The organism is Schaalia sp. JY-X159 (assembly GCF_014525425.1).
Classification (GTDB): Bacteria; Actinomycetota; Actinomycetes; order Actinomycetales; family Actinomycetaceae; genus Scrofimicrobium.
The window spans coordinates 308,528-329,701 of the sequence record NZ_JACEXI010000003.1; the positions used below are offsets into that span (position 1 = coordinate 308,528).

15 protein-coding genes are annotated in these 21,174 nt (G+C 58.8%); 3 read left to right on the top strand and 12 right to left on the bottom strand.

Annotated features, from left to right (window positions below):
• Positions 1–314 precede the first annotated feature (314 nt).
• Positions 315–1,721 carry an amino acid permease gene (locus IDL90_RS06975; RefSeq protein WP_223175248.1) on the bottom strand — a complete coding sequence of 469 codons (1,407 nt, stop codon included), beginning with the start codon at positions 1,719–1,721 and terminating at the stop codon, positions 315–317.
• Positions 1,722–1,738: 17 nt separating this feature from the next.
• Positions 1,739–2,623 (bottom strand): HAD family hydrolase, encoded by an 885-nt coding sequence (locus IDL90_RS06980; RefSeq protein WP_187994895.1) that lies wholly within the window; start codon positions 2,621–2,623, stop codon positions 1,739–1,741.
• Between the two features lie 170 nt (positions 2,624–2,793).
• Here IDL90_RS06980 and IDL90_RS06985 point away from each other — a divergent pair, with 170 nt between their 5' ends.
• The 3 genes from IDL90_RS06985 (at position 2,794) to IDL90_RS06995 (ending at position 7,998) form a co-directional block, all read left to right on the top strand.
• On the top strand, positions 2,794–4,653 hold the full coding sequence (locus IDL90_RS06985) for a BCCT family transporter (protein WP_187994896.1): 1,860 nt from the start codon (positions 2,794–2,796) through the stop codon (positions 4,651–4,653).
• Between the two features lie 70 nt (positions 4,654–4,723).
• The gene (locus IDL90_RS06990; protein WP_182141140.1) at positions 4,724–5,500 is read left to right on the top strand and encodes an ABC transporter ATP-binding protein; all 777 of its coding nucleotides are present in this window, start codon (positions 4,724–4,726) and stop codon (positions 5,498–5,500) included.
• Positions 5,500–7,998 (top strand): ABC transporter permease, encoded by a 2,499-nt coding sequence (locus IDL90_RS06995; RefSeq protein ID WP_187994897.1) that lies wholly within the window; start codon positions 5,500–5,502, stop codon positions 7,996–7,998. The genes IDL90_RS06990 and IDL90_RS06995 overlap by 1 nt, the downstream gene beginning before the upstream one ends.
• Positions 7,999–8,022: 24 nt before the next feature.
• Here IDL90_RS06995 and IDL90_RS07000 read toward each other — a convergent pair whose 3' ends face one another.
• The 10 genes from IDL90_RS07000 to IDL90_RS07045 all read right to left on the bottom strand — a co-directional run bounded on the left by IDL90_RS07000 (position 8,023) and on the right by IDL90_RS07045 (position 21,142).
• Positions 8,023–9,066, bottom strand: a complete 1,044-nt coding sequence (locus IDL90_RS07000; RefSeq protein ID WP_187994898.1) for a LacI family DNA-binding transcriptional regulator — start codon at positions 9,064–9,066, stop codon at positions 8,023–8,025.
• Positions 9,067–9,074: 8 nt separating this feature from the next.
• Positions 9,075–10,583, bottom strand: a complete 1,509-nt coding sequence (gene araA / locus IDL90_RS07005; protein WP_187994899.1) for an L-arabinose isomerase — start codon at positions 10,581–10,583, stop codon at positions 9,075–9,077.
• Positions 10,580–11,302, bottom strand: coding sequence for an L-ribulose-5-phosphate 4-epimerase (locus tag IDL90_RS07010; RefSeq protein WP_187994900.1), 723 nt, complete (start codon positions 11,300–11,302; stop codon positions 10,580–10,582). The genes araA and IDL90_RS07010 overlap by 4 nt, the downstream gene beginning before the upstream one ends.
• 34 nt (positions 11,303–11,336) lie before the next feature.
• The gene (locus IDL90_RS11710; protein WP_316930303.1) at positions 11,337–13,787 is read right to left on the bottom strand and encodes an aldose-1-epimerase; all 2,451 of its coding nucleotides are present in this window, start codon (positions 13,785–13,787) and stop codon (positions 11,337–11,339) included.
• A gap of 74 nt (positions 13,788–13,861) precedes the next feature.
• Complete coding sequence (locus tag IDL90_RS07020; protein ID WP_187994901.1) at positions 13,862–14,956, bottom strand: ABC transporter permease subunit; 1,095 nt, start codon at positions 14,954–14,956, stop codon at positions 13,862–13,864.
• Positions 14,953–16,023 (bottom strand): ABC transporter permease, encoded by a 1,071-nt coding sequence (locus tag IDL90_RS07025; protein WP_187994902.1) that lies wholly within the window; start codon positions 16,021–16,023, stop codon positions 14,953–14,955. Before IDL90_RS07025 ends, IDL90_RS07020 begins: the two co-directional genes overlap by 4 nt.
• Positions 16,020–17,549: a sugar ABC transporter ATP-binding protein gene (locus tag IDL90_RS07030; RefSeq protein WP_187994903.1), complete on the bottom strand. Its 1,530-nt coding sequence runs from the start codon at positions 17,547–17,549 to the stop codon at positions 16,020–16,022. Before IDL90_RS07030 ends, IDL90_RS07025 begins: the two co-directional genes overlap by 4 nt.
• A gap of 115 nt (positions 17,550–17,664) precedes the next feature.
• Positions 17,665–18,702 carry an ABC transporter substrate-binding protein gene (locus IDL90_RS07035; protein WP_187994904.1) on the bottom strand — a complete coding sequence of 346 codons (1,038 nt, stop codon included), beginning with the start codon at positions 18,700–18,702 and terminating at the stop codon, positions 17,665–17,667.
• Positions 18,703–19,497: 795 nt separating this feature from the next.
• Positions 19,498–20,331: a carbohydrate ABC transporter permease gene (locus IDL90_RS07040; protein ID WP_187994976.1), complete on the bottom strand. Its 834-nt coding sequence runs from the start codon at positions 20,329–20,331 to the stop codon at positions 19,498–19,500.
• Positions 20,332–20,410: 79 nt separating this feature from the next.
• Positions 20,411–21,142 (bottom strand): carbohydrate ABC transporter permease, encoded by a 732-nt coding sequence (locus tag IDL90_RS07045; protein WP_187994905.1) that lies wholly within the window; start codon positions 21,140–21,142, stop codon positions 20,411–20,413.
• Positions 21,143–21,174 lie beyond the last annotated feature (32 nt).

Below are 21,174 nucleotides of genomic sequence, written 5' to 3' on the forward strand. Positions count from 1 at the left end.
GGCTGGCTCCGTATGTCCTACCTGGCTCCGTAGTGCTGTGACACTCCGTAGTGGTGCGGGCCCACCACCTCCGATCGTGGATATTCCTGTCTTCATCGCGGGAGCTTCCGTCCCATGGCGTGAAATGTATACGTGGGGAGCCGAAGTAACCCTGGGGTACGTACCCCAGACCAACATCAGCGCCCAACGTATACATTTCGCGAATCGGGGATGGGGGCTGGTGCGCGAATCGGTGGAGGGGCGGCTGTTGCGTACGCGGGGGAGGGGTGGGCTGTTGCGCGAGTCGGGGGAGGGGCGTGTCTCGCCGGGTTTCGCTACGGCCTCGAACTGATCCTCTGACGCACCTGGTACGCCACCAGCAAGAACACGATCCACAGCGGGCCGATGATTGCTGCAAGGCGGAACGAGGGAGAGAAGAACATCAGCACGAACAGCAGCGCCAAGAAGGCCAGAATCAGAACGGTCGCCGCGCGTCCTCCCGGCAGTTTGAACTTCAAAGCAGCGCGTTCACCAGGGGTCAGTCCACGGCTGAACTTGTACTCTGTCATGGTGATCATGAACCACGAGGCCGCCACCGCGAAGGTCGCCAGACCCATGAGGAACGTAAATGCGAAGTCTGGCCACACCATGACTACGAAAACCGCAGCGACCGTCACTATGGAGGAGGTAAGGATCGCTGCCCACGGTTGCCCGCTCGATGACATTTTCTGAAGGTAGGTGGGGGCGTTCCCCTGCTGCGACAGGGTGTAGAGCATGCGGCCGTTCGCATACAGACTTGAGTTGTAGACCGACGCGGCTGCCACGATGACGACGAAGTTTAGGATGTGTGCGGCACTCGCAATTCCCAGCGTGTCAAAGATCTGCACGAATGGGCTCATGGAGCCATCGATCGTGAACCATGGGATGACGGCCATGATGACCGCTAGCGCACCCACATAGAAGATGAGGATACGGAGGATGACCTGGTTGATGGCTTTCGGAATCGTCTTCTCAGGGTTTTCGGCCTCGCCCGCAGTCACCCCCACCAGTTCTGTGCCGCCGAAAGAAAACGCCACAACTACCAACGCAAGAAGGAACCCTGTGACGCCGTTCGGAAAGAAGCCGCCCTGATCGAAGAGGTGGGAAAAGGAAGGTGTAACTCCAGCCGAGGGCGTCTTCAGTCCGAGGACGACAATCACCACACCAAAAACAATCATTCCGACAACCGCGAGCACTTTGATCAACGAGAGCCAGAACTCCGTCTCCCCAAAAACCTTCACCGAAGCCAGGTTCGTCGCGGTGATGACCACGAGGAAGAAGGCGGCAGTCACCCACTTTGGCACGCCGGGTAGCCAGTAGTTGACGAACTCACCGACCGCAGCCAGTTCCGCCATCGCAACCGCAATGTACGTGAACCAATAGTTCCACCCCGCGACGAAACCAGCCCGGCGACTCCAGTGCTTGTATGCATAGAACGAAAATGCCCCCGATACCGGTTCCGCAACCGACATCTCGCCGAGGGCGCGGACAATGAGAAACACAATGGTTCCACCAACCAGATACGCCAGAAGGATGGAAGGACCAGCAAGTTGAATCGCGGCTGACGATCCGTAAAAGAGTCCCGTCCCTATCGCGCCGCCGAGGGCGATCATCTGGATGTGGCGGGAACTCAGGTTCCGCTTGTATCCGGCCTCGGCTTCCCGGTCGGTGAGGACGCCGGAAGGCTTCGTCTTTAGGCTCATTGTCGGGGCGGGATTGGCTAGATCAATCCCAGGTCTGTGAACGCTTTGTGTACCCCGCCCTCACGGACACTGGTTGTGACACGGTTCGCGCGGGCCTTAACGCCCTCGTCGGCACCCGCCATGGCGACCGCTTCGCCACAAATGTCAAACATCTCCACGTCATTCCAGCTGTCCCCAATCCCCACGGCATCCTCAGCAGGTATTCCCACGTGTTCGAGGACGGCCTCAATGGCCGAACCTTTGGAAACACCCAGCGGGGAAATCTCTCCGTCGGCCCCCTGAGAAATCGGCATGGAGCCCGGAATGATGTGGAAACGGTCGCCCAGGTTCTCCTCGACGTCCGCCATGTCGACGGGTGCATTAGAGATGAAAAGGAGCTTCGCCGCGTTCTCCATGTTCGAATCGTCGAGGAAGTCGAAGCCTTCAATAAACTCGGTGAATGTCTCCGCCGGTCCCTCCACAAAATCTTCTGGCTCCGCAACGGCCTCCATGGCCTTCTGCTGGTCCAAGAACCGCGCATACTCACTCATGAGGGCGTGAGCGCCGGGGGTCGTGTACGTTTTCTCGTGTGTCTGCACCAAGATCGAGACCCCACGACTCTCAAAGTAGTCGATGAGGAACGCCACGTCTTCCCTAGCCATCGGCCGGGACAAAATCAGCTCATCACCAACTTGCGCGAAGGCGCCACCGTTGGTGATTTCACCATCAAACCCGATCTCTCTGACGCCACGGGGGATGTCTGTCGCTCCACGTCCAGTGGAAATGTAGACCAGGTGTCCGTTGTCACGGGCGCTTTTTATGGCGTCAGAAGCCGAACGGAGTACGGGCGAGGCATGGTCGATCAGTGTGCCATCGATATCAACGAAAATGATGCGCTTGCGGAAGTCTTGATGGGAACTCATACCCCCATTGTCCCAGCCCTGCCATGCTGACCCTAATGGCTGTGGGCGGACTCTCCATCCTGAGGATGCTCAGGGTCCCGGAGAAGCGCATGCTATGGTGGACCGCGGTTCCGGACATGATTCCGGGCTCGACCGACCCTTGAAGAAGGGCAAGCTACCCAACTTTCACAATGCCTTCTGCGCAGCAAGTATCAAAACAGCAAGAGAATCAACAATCCTTCAAAGACCTCGTAGGTGCCAACGGAGCTTTGCATCCGGCACTACTTCCGGGTATTTCAGTTGACGAGGACGCCAAGAAGTTCAAGGTTGATTGGTGGGTGTCGGGTACAGCCCTTGTCGTCGTGATCGCCCTCGTCCTCCTGGGCATTTTTGACGCAGAAGAACTGGGGGAAGCCGCGGCTGCGGGAGTTCACTGGGTGTCGTTGAATACCGGGTGGTTCTTTACGATCCTCACGATCACGGTGTTCGCGTTCATGCTAATCGTGGGGTACTCGTCGAAGGGCAATATCCCTCTCGGGACCGATGACGAAGCCCCGGAGTTCTCTACGGGCTCGTGGATTGCCATGCTGTTTTCCGCCGGCATGGGGATTGGGCTGCTCTTCTTCGGCTCGTACGAGCCGCTGCATTTCTTCCTCAACACGCCCCCGGGATTCAGTGCAACCCCGGGGAGCCCCGAAGCGATGAATGCCGCAATCGGACAAACACTGCTGCACTGGGGACCATTTGCGTGGTCCTTCTATGCGCTGGTTGGGGGCGCCATTGCCTACTCCGCGTACCGCCGAGGGCGTTCCCCCCTGATTTCTGCGATCTTCACCCCCATCTTCAATGAACGTCTCGCCATGCCTCTGGGACGCGTCATCGACACATTCGCAATCCTCGTGACACTATTTGGGACCGCTGTATCCCTAGGTCTTGGTGCACTGCAGATCTGTCGGGGAGTAGAGATAGTCTCTGGAATCGGACCCCTTGGTAACGGGGCAATCATCGGACTGATTGTCGCCCTCACCATCGTCTTCATCTTCTCCGCTGTTTCCGGTGTCAAGCGCGGCATCCGCATCCTCTCAAACATCAACATGGTGGTCGCCCTCGTCCTCGCACTATTCGTGTTCATTGCCGGACCCACACTGTTCCTCCTGGACTTCATTCCCTCGGCACTTGTCGCATTTGTGGGTGGCCTCCCGGCCATGCTGAGCGTCTCGGCCTCGTCGTCAACGGAAGCCGCAGCGTTCATGGAGAGCTGGACGACCTACTACTGGGCGTGGTGGGTGTCATGGACACCGTTCGTCGGTATGTTCATTGCGCGGATTTCGCGAGGACGCACGCTGCGAGAGTTTGTCACTGTCGTCATCATCATCCCCTCCATTGTCTGCCTGCTGTGGTTCTCAATAATGGGTGGCACCTCCATGTGGATGGAGATGAACGGCGCCGAAATCTCCGCTGTGCAGTCCAGCCAGGAGTACCTGTTCCGCGTCCTCGACAACCTGCCGTTTACGGCTCTGGCATCCGTCGTTGCCATGTTCTCCCTGACCATCTTCTTCGTGACGAGCGCCGATTCCGCCTCACTTGTCATGGCGACTACCAGCCAGAGCGGGAAGAGCAATCCCGACAAGAAACTCACTGTGGTCTGGGGTGTTTCCCTATCCGCAGTTGCCATCACACTGCTGGTTGCCGGGGGAGAAGAGACAGTCAGCGCCCTGCAGGCGCTAGTGACCATTGCGGCGCTGCCGTTCGCCATCATCCTGGTTTTCCTCATGATTGCCTGGTGGAAGGATCTTTCCACCGACCCACTTGTGTTGCGCCGCAAATACGCAACCGTTGCCATTGAAGAGGGCGTGCGCAAGGGAATCCGCCAGCACGGAGACGCCTTCGCATTCTCAGCCGGTGTCACCGAACCCGACAGGGGAGCCGGGAGCTGGCTCGACCAGAAGGACAGTTCTTTGACGGACTGGTACGAGGACGTGGCGCGCGACAGGAACGAAGACGCAGACCAGAAGGCGGCCGACGAGGCGGAATCTGCCAAGTCTCTCTAGGGAGCAACCAGGGGGATTTCAGGGGGAACCCCGAGCCGTTTCTGAACCCGTGCGTGGAATGCTTGAATACATGAGCAACATCGAGCCGCGCCACCAGAGCGCACCAACCGATCCAATTCCACCAGCAACAGCGCCGGGAGGTGTGGTTTCCAGCCTGCGGGGCGTCAGTCGCCTCTATGGCGAGGGCGAGACCGCAGTCGCAGCCCTTGACGGAGTGTCCGTCGATTTCTACGCGGGGCAGTTCGCCGCAATCATGGGGCCCTCGGGCTCAGGGAAGTCCACCATGCTCAATGTTTTGGCTGGTCTTGACGCCATCACTTCCGGCTCTGTGAGCCTTGAGGGCGTGGAGTTTCGGGGCCTCTCGGATGACAAGCTCACCAGGCTGCGCCGCGACCGCATCGGGTTTGTGTTTCAGAGCTTCAATCTGATTCCAACCCTCGACGCCAAGGCCAACATCCTTCTACCCAGCCGACTAGCGGGTCACAAGGTGGACGAAGACCTCTACCAAATGATTGTTTCCAGCCTGGGAATCACCAACCGACTCCACCATTTCCCCTCGCAGCTCTCCGGAGGCCAGCAGCAGAGGGTCGCCCTCGCCAGAGCACTGGTGGCCGCGCCCGCCATCATCGTTGCTGACGAACCCACAGGCAACCTTGATTCGGCCTCGACAGATGAGGTGCTGTCGCTGTTGCGCAGTGCAGTTGATGACCTGGGACAAACCATCATCATGGTCACACACGACCACCATGTCGCCCAAAGGTCCGATCGGGTCATTGTGGTACGTGACGGCAGGATCGCTGCCGACCTGTGGAAGCCCAGCGCCGAACAGATCAAGCAGGTGGCCTGATGGGTCCCCTAATTCGAGCAAATTTGAAACACCACGCCAGGCGCTACACCGCGACGGTGGTAGCGGCAGCGATCGCCGTGGCCTTCGTAGCCGCCGCCCTCGTCTTCGGGGGTGCCCTCAACCAGGGAATCCGTGACCAGGTCGCGGGCCAGTACACGGGGGCAGCAGTCGTGGTGTCACCCGACTACGAATCTGCAGAGTGGCCTGACCTCACGGAGGCTGTCGGTGTGGTCGAGGGCGTCCCAGGGGTCACGGAAGTCTATGCGGCGTCCTATTCCGGCGTGGAGCTGGATCGCCCAGACAGTCCATGGCTTTCAGCGGCAACGATCGGAGGGGAACACCTCCACACCCAAACCCTAAAGTCCGGCACCAACCCAACAACAACCACCGAGATTCTCGTCAGTGACGGGGTGGCGCAGCGGTACGAACTTGAGGTTGGCTCAGTCCTCACCGCGAAGAACAGGGAGGGCAACCCTCTCGACCTCACCGTCACCGGAATAGTCCAGACGAAGCAGCAATCAATCATGGTTTCGGTCGCGGACGTCTTCTTCACTAACGAGGGGCTCGCAGCCACATCTCCGGGCCTACAACCTGAGGAAATCCTAGCCGCCGGGGACAAGGCGGAGCTGCCCTCCGAGGTGCAAGAAGACCTCGCTATCGCAGTCCGGGCAGCCTTGGACGAGGCCGGCATTGAAGGCACAGTCGTCACGACCGGCCACGATGCAACTGAAGAGTCTTTGAAGGCGATCAACACCTCCAGTGCAGCCCTGACACTGATGCTGCTACTATTCCCGGTCATTGCGGCGACGGTCGCGATGATCGTTATTGGAACGACCTTCCAGGTCATCTTCAGGCAACGCGAACGCGAACTGGCACTCCTTCGCGTCATTGGAGCCACGGGCAAACAGGTGCGCCGACTCATGGTCATGGAGTCGGTTGCGGTGGGCCTGGTCGGCTCTGTCATCGGCATCGTTGTGGGGGTGCTCGGCGGGTCTGCCATTGCATCCGCAGGCGGCGTGGTTTCCAGCTTTGCCGTGGCACTGACATCAGTGAGCATCACCCAGGTCTTGGTGCTTCTAGTGACCGGCACACTGCTCACGACGCTTGCGGGTTTCCGTCCCGCGCTCCGGGCCTCTCGGGTTGCACCGGTGCAGGCTCTGGCTGGCAGACCCGAGACCGTTGCGCAGATGACACGCAAACAGGTGGTAACTGGCCTGGTCAGTGGGGTTCTCACAGCGGCCCTGGGCGGCACCACAGCGTACCTCGCGTTCTCTACGACAGATCCGGATTTGAAGATGGAGAGGTTCCCGGTCGTCCTCGGACTTGCTGTTCTTACCGCTGCGGCACTGATAACGCTTCTGTCTGCCGTCCTACCTCTAATCACGAGGGCAGTCGGGAAGTGGGGCAGGTCGGAGTCATACCGACTGGCAGCCGTGAACACAGTGCGAAACCCTGGGCGAACTGCTGCAACGGGAATCGCAGTGTTTATTGGCGTCACGCTAATCTCAATGGTGACCTTTGGGGCAGAGTCGCTGCGCGCGACCTCGGCCGCAGCACTGGATCGATCAGCGCCCATTGACCTGGTTGTTTCTGCACCACCTGCAGGATTCACAGACAAGCAGTTGAGCGATTTGGAAGCGATTCCTGGGCTTGCCACATCAGTGGTTGTCGATGGTGCACCTGCCAGAATTGAGGTTAGTGAGGGGTCTGAGGTCTTCGGATCTGAGGGGACACTGGTGGTTGACTCCGGCCTCGACTCCGTAATGCGCGGCAGCACTGAAGCTCTGAGTGATGGAGAGGTGCTTGTTCCAGCGTGGCTGGTGACGGCTGCAACTGAAGGATCCGTATGTGTGGAGGACACTTGTGTTGACATGACACTCGTTCCTTCGGAAGGAACCGCGGGCGATGATCGCTTCGTTGTAACGCCCGCAACGGCGACCAACATGGGCGTAGAACTTGCCCCCACTCAGGTGTGGATGCAACTGGAAGATCCCGAGCAGTATGCGGACGTCATCAGTCAGATCCAGGAATCAGGTTCAGACCTACAGATTGAGGGGGCAGTGGCCCTGCGCTCCGCAATCGACCAGATTGTCAACATTCTGGTGATGGTAGTTGTGGGCCTGCTGGCGGTTTCCGTCCTGGTTGCCCTGGTTGGCATAACCAACACTCTGTCGCTATCTGTTGCAGAAAGAAGCCGGGAGAATGGGCTGCTGCGTGCTCTGGGGATGACCCGCAAGCAGGTGCGGTCCATGCTGTCTTGGGAAGCGCTGCTGATTGCGGTTACTTCCACGTTGCTGGGACTCCTGGCCGGAGCGTACTTCGGGGCAGTCGGCTTCATGTCACTGCCGACAGGTGTCAGTGAGTCTGTGCTTGCGGTGCCGTGGGTGCAGTGGCTGATTATCGTGGTCGTTGCGATTGGCGCGGCGCTGGTGGCGTCGATTGTCCCGGGGCGCCGCGCATCGAGGGTGTCACCGGTGGAGGCATTGGCGGCGGAGTAGCCGTCCGGGTGGAGGAGCCCGGCGCTATGCGCTGGCCCGAAGCACCAAGGTTGCTGGAATCATCGCAATCGCCGGGCTCTCACCTTCGATTAGCCGTCGCAGGACGGCTATCGCTTCATCCCCGATTTCCTGAAAGTCCTGGCGCACCGTGGTCAGGGCCGGCTCGAAATACGCAGAGCCATCCTGATCATCAAAGCCAAAGAGCCGCAGATCCTCAGGGACCCGTACCCCGGCCTCGGACAGAGCCTTCAAAGCTCCCAGAGACATCTGGTCGTTGGCAACAAACACCGCATCGGGCAGGGGGGCGGCAAGCAGCTGCTGTGCTGCCGCGTACCCCGTGTCCGCATCCCAGGCGCCCTGAATGCGGGCGCCTTTAGTCATACCCAGCTCTGCCACGCCCTCTGCCCACGCGGCGTCGCGTTCCATTGCATCGAAGTCGCCATCTGGTCCCTTGATGTGAGCAACACTGTCGCACCCCAGCGACTTGAGGTGTGCAAGCGCTGTCTTCACACCGACGCGCTGATCAATTCCGATTCGAGCAATCTCAGAGTCGGAACTGATCCAACTGGACGCAATAACAAGTGTTGGAACGGGAATCGTCTGGGTTTCAAGTTCCCGAGCCATAGGCTCCACTGGTGCAATCACGATTAGGCCCGCAACTCCCAGGCTGAGCAGATCATCGACTGCCCGCTCCATGTTTTCCGCAGTGAACTCGGCAAGCGTTGCCACACTCACGAAGTACCCGGTTTCATTTGCCGCAAGCTGCAATGACAGGAGAGTTGTGGCTGGCCCCCACTCAACAAGGCGGGGAGTGACAACACCAATGAGTCGGCTCTGGCTCGATGCCAACGCCCGCGCCGACTCATTGCGCCGATAGCCCATGTCAGACATGATTTCCAAGATACGCTGGCGCGTTTCTTCCCGGACGGATCCCTTGTTGTTGAGGACGCGAGAAACCGTTTGGTGCGAGACCCCGGCAACAGCGGCAACATCCGCCATTGACGGGCGTCGGGCCGTTTTAACAGCTACGGATTGGCCCGGCGCAATCGGCTTCTGCGACATCGTCATTCTACTTTCTACAGCCCGTTAGCCAGGTGATAGTACGCGAAGTTCCAGCGTAGCTTGTCCTTGAACGCCGGGACGGTTGTCTCCTGGTCGATAACTAGTAGCTCAGTGCTTGCCATCTCCGCGAACAGTCGGAAAATGTCAGCACCCACCGACGTTGTCAGGACTGTGTGATGAGCTCCGCCGGACTCCATCCAGCATTCTGCCGAGACTTCAAGCGATGGCTGCGGCTTCCACACGGCGTGTGCGACCGGCAGGTTGGGCATGGGAGCCGGTGGCGTCACCACCTCGACCTCGTTCGCAGTCAGGCGGAAGCGTGCCCCCATATCTGCCATGGAAACCACGACAGCCGGCCCGGGGTCGGTGTGGAACACCATGCGTACAGGGTCTTCCTTGCCGCCTATTCCGAGCGGGTGGATCTCAACTCTAGGCTTCTGAGTGGTCAGTGACGGGCAAATCTCCAGCATATGTGCGCCAAGAATCAGCTCTTCGCCGCGGACCAGGTTATAAGTGTAGTCCTCCATTAGGGAAGCACCACCGGGCAGCCCCTCACTCATCGCTTTGACTGCTCGGACGAGGACGGCTGTTTTCCAGTCGCCCTCGGCGCCAAACCCATAGCCCTGTGCCATGAGGCGTTGTGCCGCGATGCCGGGGAGTTGCTTGAGGGCACCCAAATCCTCAAAGTTCGTGGTAAAGGCCCCGGCGTTCCGCTCCTCAAGGAAGCGCCGAATCGCAATTTCTTGACTAGCGGCGTAAACCAGAGAGTCGTGACGAGCCCCGCCTTCGCGGAGTTCTGGAACCACGTCGTAGAGGGACTCGTACTCTGCTGCCAATGCCTCTGCTTCGGTACTGGTCACCTTGGAGATTTCCTCAACAAGTTCGTTCGCCGACCATGTTGACACGTTGACGCCTAGCACGCGCTCGGCCTCGGTCTTGTCACCGTCGGTGACGGCAACGTTGCGCATGTTGTCGCCAAAGCGCACTACGTTCAGGCCATTGACGGCAGCCCACCCGACGCATGCCCGTGACCACAGTGCGACGCGTTCACGAACCTTTGGGTCTCCGACGTGGCCGACTACTGTTTCCCGTGCAATCCGAAGGCGGGAGAGAATGTAGGCGTACTCACGGTCGCCATGCGCGGACTGGTTGAGGTTCATGAAGTCAAAGTCGATTGAGTCCCAGGGCAGTGCCACATTGGCTTGCGTGTTGAGGTGCAGGAGGGGCTTGTGCAGGACGCCCAGACCATTGATCCACATTTTCGCCGGGCTGAATGTGTGCATCCAGGTGATGACTCCAACGACATTGTCGTCACTGTTGGCGTCAAGAATGGCGCGGCGGATCGAATCAGAATCCTTCAGTGTCGGCTTCCAAACGATCCGCACAGGAAGGTCCCCGTCACGGTTCAGATCCGTAACGACCTCCTGTGACTGGTGAGCGACCTGAGCCAGCGTGTCCTCACCGTAGAGGTCTTGGCTACCGGTTAGGAACCAGATCTCTTTTCCTTCAAATGCGCTTTTCATTCCGAGTCACTCGCTCCTTCGCTGTGCTGTCCGTAGACATTTTGATACCTGTAGTAGAGAGAATCGATCTTCTCTTGGGGGATGGGGATGAGGTCGCCCATCTGCCGGGCTGCCCAGATCGTTTGGGAGACCTCTTCAACCATGGCCGCCGTCTTCACGGAGGCTTCCGCGTCCTCTCCGATCGTGAAAGGGCCGTGGTTTTGCATGAGGACGGCGGAAGAGTTGGACTTCGAAAGGGTCTCAACGATGCCGCGTCCGATGGAATCGTCACCGATGAGGGCGAACGGGCCGATCGGTACCGGGCCTCCGAACTCGTCAGCCATCATGGTGAGGACACAGGGAACCTCTTCACCGATTGCTGCCCACGCAGTTGCGTATGTTGAGTGGGTGTGGGTCACGCCACCGACCTCGGGCATGTGGCGGTAAACGTAGGCGTGCGCGGCGGTGTCAGACGAGGGCGAGTGCTCGCCGATAATCAGGTTCGCGTCAAGGTCACAGACCACCATGTCAGCCGGTGTCAACCTGTCGTAGGGAACCCCGGAAGGCTTGATGACGAGGACGTCCTCGGCACCGTCTATACCGCGCACACGCTGCGAGACGTTGCCTGCAGTCCACACGACAAGGTTCCACTTGATTAGTTCTGCGTGCAGCTCACAGACGACTTTCTTAGCTTCTTCAACGTGCTCCGCCATGCGCGGCGACCACTGCGAGGTCATCATGTTGTGTCCGTCCTCAATTAAGTTGGTTACTGTCTTAGCTGTTTTGTCCCGCGGCGGCCTCGGCGGGTAGCGCGCGTCTATAGCGCTCAAGGAAGGTGTTGAATCCCGCGACGTCTTCCGGGTTTGGGTCTATGGAGAGGGCCTCGAGATCAGCGAAGATGTGCCGATTGAGGAACTCGGGGAGACTTAGTTCAGAAGCATACTTGCTGGCGTAGAGCGCGAGAAGCGCCATTCCCCAGGGGCCGCCCTCGCCGGCTGTTGCACTCACCGTGACGGGCGTCTTCAGGGCGGCGGCCATGATTGTCTGTGCAACCACCGGGGTTTTGAAGAGGCCCCCATGGGCGAACAGTCGGTCCAGTTGGACGCCCTCGTCCTCAATCAGGATGTCCATTCCCAGACGAAGCACGCCAAAGATCGACATGAGTTGGGTCCGCATGAAGTTCGCCAGTGTGACGGGGGAGTCAGGGGTACGGAAGAACAGGGGTCGACCGATTTCCAGACCGACAACGGGCTCACCAGAGAGGAAGTTGTAGGCCACCAGTCCGCCACCATCAGGCGCACCTTCCAGTGCTTTGGCGTAGGCCAGGTCGTAGAGGGCTGGTCGCGACAGTTCACAACCCGCGGACTCGAGGAGTTCTGCGAAGACACCGACCCACTGGTCCCATTCAGAGGCACCATTGTTGGAATGGACCATCGCGACAGGGAGCCCGTCCGGGGTCGTCACCATGTCAAGTTCCGGGTGAACGCGTTGCAGGTCATGTTCGAGGACGACCATCGCAAAGATTGAAGTTCCCGCAGAAACATTGCCAGTCCGCGCCGCAACAGCGTTGGTAGCAACCATGCCTGTGCCCGCGTCGCCCTCGGGTGGGCACATGAGTGTGCCCGGCTGCAAGACTCCACTGGGATCCAGCAGGAGGGCGCCCGCTTCGGTGAGGTGACCTGCGTCCTGACCTGCGACAAGGACCGTTGGTAGCACGTCCCGAAGGGAGAACTCGATGCCCGCCTGGGCAAGCAGTTCATCAAACTTGGCTAGACGTTGCTCGTCGTAGTTGTGGGTGGCCGGATCAATGGGGAACATGCCCGAAGCATCGCCAACGCCGAGGACGGAACGACCCGAGAGGCGCTGGTGGACGAGGCCTGCCAGGGTGGTGATCGACTTGATCTTCGCGACGTGGTCTTCACCGTCGATCGCAGCCTGGTAGAGGTGCGCCGAACTCCAACGGTGGGGCATATTGAAGTCCAGTGCTGCGGAGAGCACTTCTGTTGCGCGTCCCGTGTTGGTGTTGCGCCACGTGCGGAAGGGGGTGAGCAGTCTTCCGTCCTCGTCCAATGCAATGTAGCCGTGCATCATCGCGGAGAAACCCAGGGCGGCAAGTGCCGTGATGGAAGTGTTGTAGCGGGCTTGGACGTCCTGCACCAACGAGGCGTAAGCCCCTTGGAGGCCCTGCCATATGGAGGACTCCGGATAGGACCAGAGATCATCGGTAAGTTGGTTCTCCCAGTCATGCGCGCCGCTGGCGATGACGGATCCCTTCCCGTCAACAAGCACTGCTTTGATGCGAGTCGACCCGAACTCAATACCCAGTGTGGCTGCGCCCGCGTCGATGATGGCGGTGGGGGAGACATCGCGGATAGCTGTTGTGAACGTTGTGGTTTGTCCTGGCTGAAGAACGATGAGGTCGGTACCGGAATTGAAGGCATTGGGCGGGCACGTCATGGGTTCAACGGCAACACCTTGGCGCTGCTGATTTTCTGCTGAGTAGATCTGCACCCAGCGCTCGGAGGAAGTCATTTCAACTGCTCGCCCGGTTGTTGGATCGGTGAGGCTCACGGTCCAGGTCCCGTCGGGAAGTCCGGTGAACGCATGGTCAACGGAGCGGCCCGCCATGGGGGCTGGGCCGCGCAGGTCGAGATGGGTGTCCGTGACGTCCATGTCGCCTGTTGGACTGAGGTCAGTATCGACCTCGAGGACGGTGTCTGCAGGGACTGAAATGACGCAGTCGTCAAGAGGAGCCCTGACTGTCAAGTAGGGGTGCACCGACGTCCCATATGGGGCGGGAATGTCGCCGGTGTTTGCTGTCGCGACTGAGATGGAGAGCCCAGTTTGCGGGTCCAAAGTGTATGTGACAGCGGTTTCAAGGTGGAAAGGGTAGCCGGAAGTGGGAGCAATCCGGGTTCGCAGCGTCGCAGAGGTTTCGGTGTGTTCGGTGACTTCCCAGTCCACCCAACAACTCAAGCCATGAAGGGAAGCGCCCGTTTCAGGCTCATTGACTTCGAGAGTGAAGGTTTCGCCCTCCCACACATACTGTCCGTTGGTGATGCGGTTGGGCCAGGGGATTAGCACCTTACCGTTGTAGCCGACGGGCTTTTCTGCAGGGTCGTGTGGGAGGACGATGTCGTGACCCGCGTAGGTGAGAGAGGCCAGGCCGGCGCCCTCGGAAACAATAGTTGCGCCATATTTGCCGGCTGTGATTTCAATTGCCATTGTTGTTTGACCTTTCGCGGAGGAGTTCACGGGAATCAGGGTTACTTCTTGGAGTTACCTCTGGTTTTACCAGGTTAGAGGTCAGCGGGTGGGGCCTTCTCTGACTCCTTTTCGATGATGGTGGCTTCCTCTTGGGCGCCACCACCCCCGTTGGTGGGGCGCAGGTCGATCGCCCGCTGTAGGAGGACGAAGATCAACAGGATTGCTCCGGTGATGATGGTCGTTGCAGCGGCAGGCACGGAGCCGTCGCGGGTGATGAGCAGCTTGAGGACGCCGAGGACGAAGACACCCGTGACTGAACCGAGGACGTATCCAGCACCGCCGGTTAGGAGCGTGCCGCCGATGACCGTTGCGGCGATTGCGTCCAGCTCCCAGCCCACGCCGGTGATGTTCTGAGCGTTGCCAACTGTCGTTGTGTAAACCAGTCCGGCAAGTCCCGCGCAGGTACCTGAAACAACGTAGACCCAGACTGTTGAACGTCCCGCGGGTAGCCCCATCAGTTCGGCTGACTGGGCATTGCCGCCGAGGGCGTAGACGGTGCGTCCGAATCGGGTCCTGTGCAACAGGAAGTAGCCCGCGACAATGACTGCAAGCGCGATAAGGATGTTGAGGGAAATGTAGAAGTCATTTCTCTTCGGGCCATCAATGAGCACTATGCGCGCGGAAAGGGCCATAATTGAGGAATCAGGGTCAACACGAACGGGCTCAATGGAGAGGATCGACGCTAGGCCGCGCGCCAGGAACATCGTTGAGAGTGTGGCGATGAAGGGCTGGAAGTTGAAGTAGCGCACCAGGATTCCGGAGAGCAGCCCAAAGGCAGTTCCCATGAGGACGATTGTCGGCATGACTACCACTACGGGTACACCTGCCTGCAGCATGAGGACGCCAGCGACGGACGAAAATGCCAAGACAGCTCCGACAGAGAGGTCGATGCCGCCAGTCAAAATCGTGAAGGTCATACCCACAGCCAAGATGACGAGGTAGGCGTTGTTATCGAGAAGGCTGGACATTGTGTTCCAGGCGAAGATCTTCCCGTAAACAATCTGGCCCCCGATGAGCAGCGCAGCCAGCAAGACGATCGCTGCGATGGTTGGGTACGCGCTGGCGGAGATATGGACCTTGGGACGCGATTTCCTGGAGGTCGTTGCGCCGACTAGAGCCGCACTCATGCTGAAACCACCTTTGAGTTGTTGAGACCGGCCTCGTTCGTCCTGTCTTCTTGGGCTGAGCCATCTGATCCTCGACCGGGTCTAGAGAACCAGCCGTGCACCATTGGTGCCTGAAGGACACAGATGAAGATGATGACAAGGGCCTTGAATGCGGGCACTGCTGCTGAGGAAACACCCAGGTAGACAACTACTTGGTTGAGGGCCGTGATAACAAATGCGCCGAGGACGGTGCCACCCAGGTTGAACTTGCCTCCGGCAAGAGATGTTCCACCGATAACAACTGCGAGGATGGCGTCCATTTCCATACCCGAACCCGTGCCGCTCGAAGAGACTTCAACGGTGCCGATGTAGGAGACTGCAAAAACCCCGGCAATGGCAGCCATCAGACCTGAGATTGCGTAGACCATGAAGAGAATGCGTCCGGAGCGGATGCCCGCCATTTCCGCGGCGCGTGGATTGATTCCCACGGCCTCGATCGAAAGTCCCAGGGCCGTCTTGCGAACCACCAGCACCAAGATGGCCAGAACCACGAGTGCGAGGAGGAAGCCGACTGGGAATCCTAGAACACGTCCCTGTGCAATCCAGTTGAATGAGGTCGAGTTTCCTGCGGCATTCTTGCCGCCGGTAATCATATTGGCAATCCCGCGCCCCGCAAGCATCATGATCAAGGTCGTGATGAACGGTTGGAGGCGGACGACAGAGACAAGGAATCCCGAGAATGCACCGCAGAGCACACCAACCAGGAGAGCGAGGAGTACAGCGACGATCGCTGCTCCCGCGCTCGATGGGGAGGGTGAGTTGACGAGGAACTGCATCGCCACTGCGCCCGAGACTGCCATTACCGAACCAACGGAGAGGTCGATGCCGCTGGTTGCAATAACGAGCGTCATGCCCAGGGAAATCATCAGAATCGGTGGTACGAAGATAAAGAGGTCGATGATCGGCCCAGTTAGTCGGCCGTTTGTGTAGGCGATGCTGGCACTCTGGTTGTTGAGCAGGATGATGACGATGAGTCCGAGGAGGACGGCACCGGCCCAAAAGAGTTGGTTACGCAAGAGGTTCCTCATGCTGCTTCACCTCCTCCGGCGATGATGTTGACGATGGAATCCACAGTGGTATCACTCGTGTCTTCAATGGTTTCTAGTGGTGCCCGGTCCTTGAGGACCAGGATGCGGTTGGAGAGCCTTGCGACCTCGCTCAATTCTGAGGAGATGAAGACGATAGCCATGCCATCTGCGGCCAGCTGCTTGATGATTTCCATGATCTCGGCTTTCGCACCGATGTCGATGCCGCGAGTGGGTTCGTCAAGAAGTAGCACTTCCGGGTTTGTGGCCAGCCAGCGGGCAAGGAGAACCTTCTGCTGGTTTCCACCCGACAGGTTCTTCACCATGCGTTCCGGGTCGGCGGGGCGGATGCCCAGCTCCTTTATATAGCGCTCGCAGAGGGCATCCTGTTCCTTGCGGGGAATAGGACGTGTCCAGCCACGGATTGCCTGCAGTGCAATGATGATGTTCTCGCGCACCGTCAGGTCGCCGATGATGCCCTCATCGCGCCGGTTCTCTGTTGAGTAGGCGATGTGTTTGCTGAGGGAAACGGCTGGCGATGACAGTTTGCTATCAGTGCCATCGATGGCGATTGAGCCTTCGGTGGGCTTGTCAGCGCCGTAGATCAGCTTGGCCAATTCGGTGCGGCCGGAACCCAAGAGTCCCGCAAACCCGACGATGTCCCCGGCGTAGAGGTCGAGGTCGGTTGCTTTGAGCATTCCTTTTCTGCCCAGGCCAAGTACCTTCATCTTCGGGGTTCCACGGTCTGACGGAATCGTTGATGCGGGGCGGTGTTCGGCCTCGCGGAGGGCTCCCATGTCCTTGCCGATCATCTTTGAGATCAGCTCAACCCTTGGAAGGTCTGCGGTCAGGTACTCACCGACCAGTTTGCCGTTACGCAGAACGGTCATTCGGTCGGATATTTCGTAGACCTGGTCTAGGAAGTGGGAGACGAAGAGAATAGCGACACCCTGTTTGCGTAGCCCATCGATCACCTTGAAGAGCTGGGCGACTTCGTTGTCGTCCAAACTAGAGGTCGGTTCATCAAGGATCAGCACCTTGCACTTGACGACCATGGCTCGGGAGATGGCGACAAGCTGCTGGAGGGCAATGGAGATGGAGGAGAGGGGTGCGCGGGGATCAAGGTGGCCTAGGTCCATCGCGGCGAGCGCGGTGCGCGCTTCCTGGTTGGTCTTCTTCCAGTTGATGCCCAGAGGCCCACGCACTTCGTGACCGAGCATGACGTTCTCCCCAATGGAGAGATTGGTGAGGAGGTTGACCTCCTGGTAGACGGTCGACACCCCTGCAGCCTGAGCTGAGGCAGTTCCGTCGAAGTTCACCTCTGTCCCGGACATGTAGATCTTGCCGCTGGCAAGGGTGTTCACGCCGGTGAGCGCCTTAATGAGGGTGGACTTGCCGGCGCCGTTCTCACCCATTAATGCGTGTACTTCTCCGGGTAGCAGACGGAAGTCGACGTTTTGCAGGGCCTTGACCCCGGGGAACTCGACCGAGATGTTCTTCATCTCGATGATTGGTTCGGTATCGCTCATCATTTCTCGCTCAGGTGCAGGTCGGGATGTTTGGGAATGTCGGGGAGTCTCATGAAGTTGCCCCGAGGGAGAACCTCGGGGCAACGACACAAGGCCTAGGGGAACTCGCTAAGAACTAGAAGTCGCGTCCCGCATCAAGTGCGGCCTTTGCAGCCTCGGGGCTGTCGAAGATGGCGCTCTGAACAATGAAGTTCTTCTCTACTTCTTCACCACAGAGGGTTGCGATGGCGGTCTGTACGGCGTCAGCACCGAACAGGGGGTTGTACTCTGCAACCAGGCTGAGCTTGCCTTCGGCAAGTGCTTCGAGGGCAGGCTTGGTGCCATCGATCGTGATGATCTTGACGTCCTCACCCGGCTTCAGGCCTGCTTCTTCAACGGCCTGAACAGCGCCAAGGCCCATTTCATCATTCTGCGCGAAGACGAGCTGGATGTCGTTGTTGTGGGACTTCAGCATTGATGAGAGGACAGTCTTGCCTTCTTCAGTCGACCAGTTCGCTGTCTGTGCTTCCAGCTTGGTGAAGTTGTCGTTGATGGTGGAATCCCAGCCGTTGTTGCGCTCGTTCACGACGGAGACGCCGGAAGGTCCTTCAAGGACTACGTAGTTTGCGCCATCGGGGAACTGTTCGTTGGCCCATTTGGCAGCATTTGCAGCAACTTCTTCATTGTTGGGGGCAAGTCGCTGAACGTAGAGGTCAGGATCATCCGGATCAATCATGCGGTCGATGAGGATGACTGGGATCTCTGCTTCTTGAGCATCCTGCAGGGAAGTTTCCCAGCCGGTTGCTTCGGTGGCGGACAGCAGGATGATGTCCACGCCTTCGTCAACGAATGACGAGAATGCTTGGAGCTGGTTGGCCTGGTCGTTGTCGGCGGTGCCTGCGTACTTGACGTCAGCGCCGGCTTCCTTGAACGCAGCCTGGACATTGTTTTCGTTGGCGTCACGCCAGCCACCTTCAGGGCCAACTGCGACGAAGCCGACGGTCAAGCCGGACAGGTCAGCTGGGCACTCGGCCGACGTATCGACGTCGGTGCCTTCTGCGCCGGACTCTTCGGTGTCGGTTGTACCGGCATCTCCGCCGCCGCAGGCTGCAAGTGCCACCATGGACACGCCAGCAGCGGCAGCCATGAATACGTTTCGAATGCTCTTACGCATCTCTCTCCTCCTCGAGAATCTGCAGCATTGGTTTCCGCAGGGGGGATCTTGAGCCCCACTGACAGTAAGGTTAGCGCTAACATATGGTGCACGCCACCCGTTAAGATCACAAGAAGGTAACAATCTGGGAATGTTAGCGCTCGTGTGGTCGCGTAGAATGCGTAGAAGTTCTAGTAAGAATGCAGGTGGGGTCCGTTGGAGATATGCCCCAGCCGCCACTGTCCACTCCGCTTCTACCAGCCGCACCAGCCGCCACTGTCCCGCGGCCTGGCACCCGCTACGCCAGGCGCTACCCGGCCGTCACCTCCTCCGATGCCCCGCCGCCTGGTGTCAGCACCCCTGTCAGTGTCTCGCTGCCTTCTGCCAGCCCTTTTCGCAACGGCCCAGGCGCATTAGCGAGCTGGTTAAGCCATAGCGAGCCGGCCAGGCTCGCATAACGCTGTAAGAATAGGCCAAACTGAGCCTAGCCAGCTCCGTATGTCCTAGGTCGCTCCGTAAACCCAGCGCACCCTGTCGTGGAGTGGGCGCTTGAGCCTCCACCGCAGGTACCGCACGTGTGCAGAAGGCAGGGGTGTGGGTTGATTGCGTGCGCGTGCGGCAGGCAGGGGTGCAGAGCACCTAGAAACCCTTAACTACACAGTTGTGGCGGGAATCAGGTTGAAACCAAACCCAATTCCCGCCACAACTGTGTAGTTAGCGTCCCGCGGGCCTAGGCTGAAGTGGCAAGTGAGGATTGTCCCCGCGGAATCCCCGCACAACCCCTACCCGCACGCCTGCTTCCCGTAGGCGAACTCCTTACCCCTTGACAGAACCGGCCATCAGCCCGCCAACGAAGTACTTTCCGAGCAGGATGTACACAACCAACGTTGGCGCGGATGCAATCAGCGCGCCAGCCATCGAAGCACCATAGTTGGCCATGATCGACCCATGCGCCAGGTTATTCAGCGACAGGGTGACTGGGCCGGTGTTGGTGTTTGTCAGGAACAGTGCGAAGAGGAAGTCATTCCATGCGGAAGTGAACTGCCAGATGAGAACCACGACAAATGAGGGAATCGAGATCGGAAGCACCACAGAGAAGTACGTCCGCAACAGCCCGGCGCCGTCCACGCGGGAAGCCTCAATCAGTTCCTGCGGGATCGATTCGTAGTAGTTGCGGAAGATCAGTGTAGTGATCGGGATGCCATAGACAACGTGCGCGAGGATCAGCGTGGGAACACCCGAAGGTAATCCCATTGTCAGGACCATCTTCATCAGCGGGATCATCACAGCCTGGTAGGGGATGAACATGCCGAAGAGGATCAGGGTGAAGACGACATTCGCTCCGGGGAACCTCCACCGCGACAGCACAAACCCGTTCATGGATCCAAGGAATGCAGAAATGATGGATGAAGGAATCACCAGGAGGAATGTACGACCGATAGGTGCCGCCAGGGCATCCCACGCTCGCACCCAGTTCTGTGTCTGCCATACCTCAGGCAGGAACCAGGTGCGTGACGGGTCTGCTTCAGCAGAACCCTTAAATGATGTGATGAGGAGGACGTAGACGGGAATCAGCACCATCGCCAGGGAGAAGATCAACAACGCATAGCGGGATGCAGTGACACGCGGAGTTGTCCCACTGCGGTCCATCTTCTTGCGCTTTTTGTCAGGCTGTGGCGGTTCCAGCACCGCAGCTTCTTCAAGAGCAATCGTTGCATTTGTCATTTTCTTACCGCCTCTGCTTCGCGTCGTGAATCAGGTACGGCACGACAAGGGCAGCAACAATAACAAGCATGATTGTTCCGACTGCCGTCGCATTGGAGTAGTCCCCCGATGTCATGAAGTTGTACATGTCAATTGCGGGGACCTTGGTTGAGTAGGTGCGCTGGTCCGTCACAGCCATAATCAGGTCGAAGGACTTCATAGCCATGTGTCCAATGATGATGACGGCAGACAGTGCCACTGCAGACAACTGCGGGAAAATGATGTTCTTGTAGAGTTGCCATTCGCTCGCGCCATCAACGCGCGCTGCTTCGCGGAGTTCATCGGGCATGCCGCGGAATCCAGCCAAGAACAGGGCCATGACATACCCGGAGAGCTGCCAAATCGCAGGAATCGCTACAGCAACAACACCGAAAGTGATATTCGCAGTCCATGAGTTCTGGAGGAAGTCTAAGCCAAGCATCTGGAAGAGTCGGTTGAGACCCTTAGCGTTGTCATCCACGCCTGAGTTGAGCAGCCACTTCCACACAACACCTGAGGCAATGAAAGAGACAGCCATGGGGAAGAGGAAGATTGACCGGAAGAAACCTTCACCTTTGATGGGGCGCTCAAGAATCCACGCCCATATGAAGCCGAGGACGAGGGTGCCGACAAGGATTACCGAGGGCGAGATCAACAGTATTGGGGGTCCGATTTTGCGCCATTGAATTCGACGCCGCGTCTGTGATTTGGTCGCCATTTGTGTTCCTTGCTCATGGTTTGGGTGGTGAC

Coding starts and splice junctions, on each gene's coding strand:
- IDL90_RS06975 (WP_223175248.1), bottom strand. CDS start 1,721: ATGAGCCTAAAGACGAAGCCTTCCGGCGTCCTCACCGACCGGGAAGCC.
- IDL90_RS06980 (WP_187994895.1), bottom strand. CDS start 2,623: ATGAGTTCCCATCAAGACTTCCGCAAGCGCATCATTTTCGTTGATATC.
- IDL90_RS06985 (WP_187994896.1), top strand. CDS start 2,794: ATGCCTTCTGCGCAGCAAGTATCAAAACAGCAAGAGAATCAACAATCC.
- IDL90_RS06990 (WP_182141140.1), top strand. CDS start 4,724: ATGAGCAACATCGAGCCGCGCCACCAGAGCGCACCAACCGATCCAATT.
- IDL90_RS06995 (WP_187994897.1), top strand. CDS start 5,500: ATGGGTCCCCTAATTCGAGCAAATTTGAAACACCACGCCAGGCGCTAC.
- IDL90_RS07000 (WP_187994898.1), bottom strand. CDS start 9,066: ATGACGATGTCGCAGAAGCCGATTGCGCCGGGCCAATCCGTAGCTGTT.
- araA (WP_187994899.1), bottom strand. CDS start 10,583: ATGAAAAGCGCATTTGAAGGAAAAGAGATCTGGTTCCTAACCGGTAGC.
- IDL90_RS07010 (WP_187994900.1), bottom strand. CDS start 11,302: ATGATGACCTCGCAGTGGTCGCCGCGCATGGCGGAGCACGTTGAAGAA.
- IDL90_RS11710 (WP_316930303.1), bottom strand. CDS start 13,787: ATGGCAATTGAAATCACAGCCGGCAAATATGGCGCAACTATTGTTTCC.
- IDL90_RS07020 (WP_187994901.1), bottom strand. CDS start 14,956: ATGAGTGCGGCTCTAGTCGGCGCAACGACCTCCAGGAAATCGCGTCCC.
- IDL90_RS07025 (WP_187994902.1), bottom strand. CDS start 16,023: ATGAGGAACCTCTTGCGTAACCAACTCTTTTGGGCCGGTGCCGTCCTC.
- IDL90_RS07030 (WP_187994903.1), bottom strand. CDS start 17,549: ATGAGCGATACCGAACCAATCATCGAGATGAAGAACATCTCGGTCGAG.
- IDL90_RS07035 (WP_187994904.1), bottom strand. CDS start 18,702: ATGCGTAAGAGCATTCGAAACGTATTCATGGCTGCCGCTGCTGGCGTG.
- IDL90_RS07040 (WP_187994976.1), bottom strand. CDS start 20,331: ATGGACCGCAGTGGGACAACTCCGCGTGTCACTGCATCCCGCTATGCG.
- IDL90_RS07045 (WP_187994905.1), bottom strand. CDS start 21,142: ATGGCGACCAAATCACAGACGCGGCGTCGAATTCAATGGCGCAAAATC.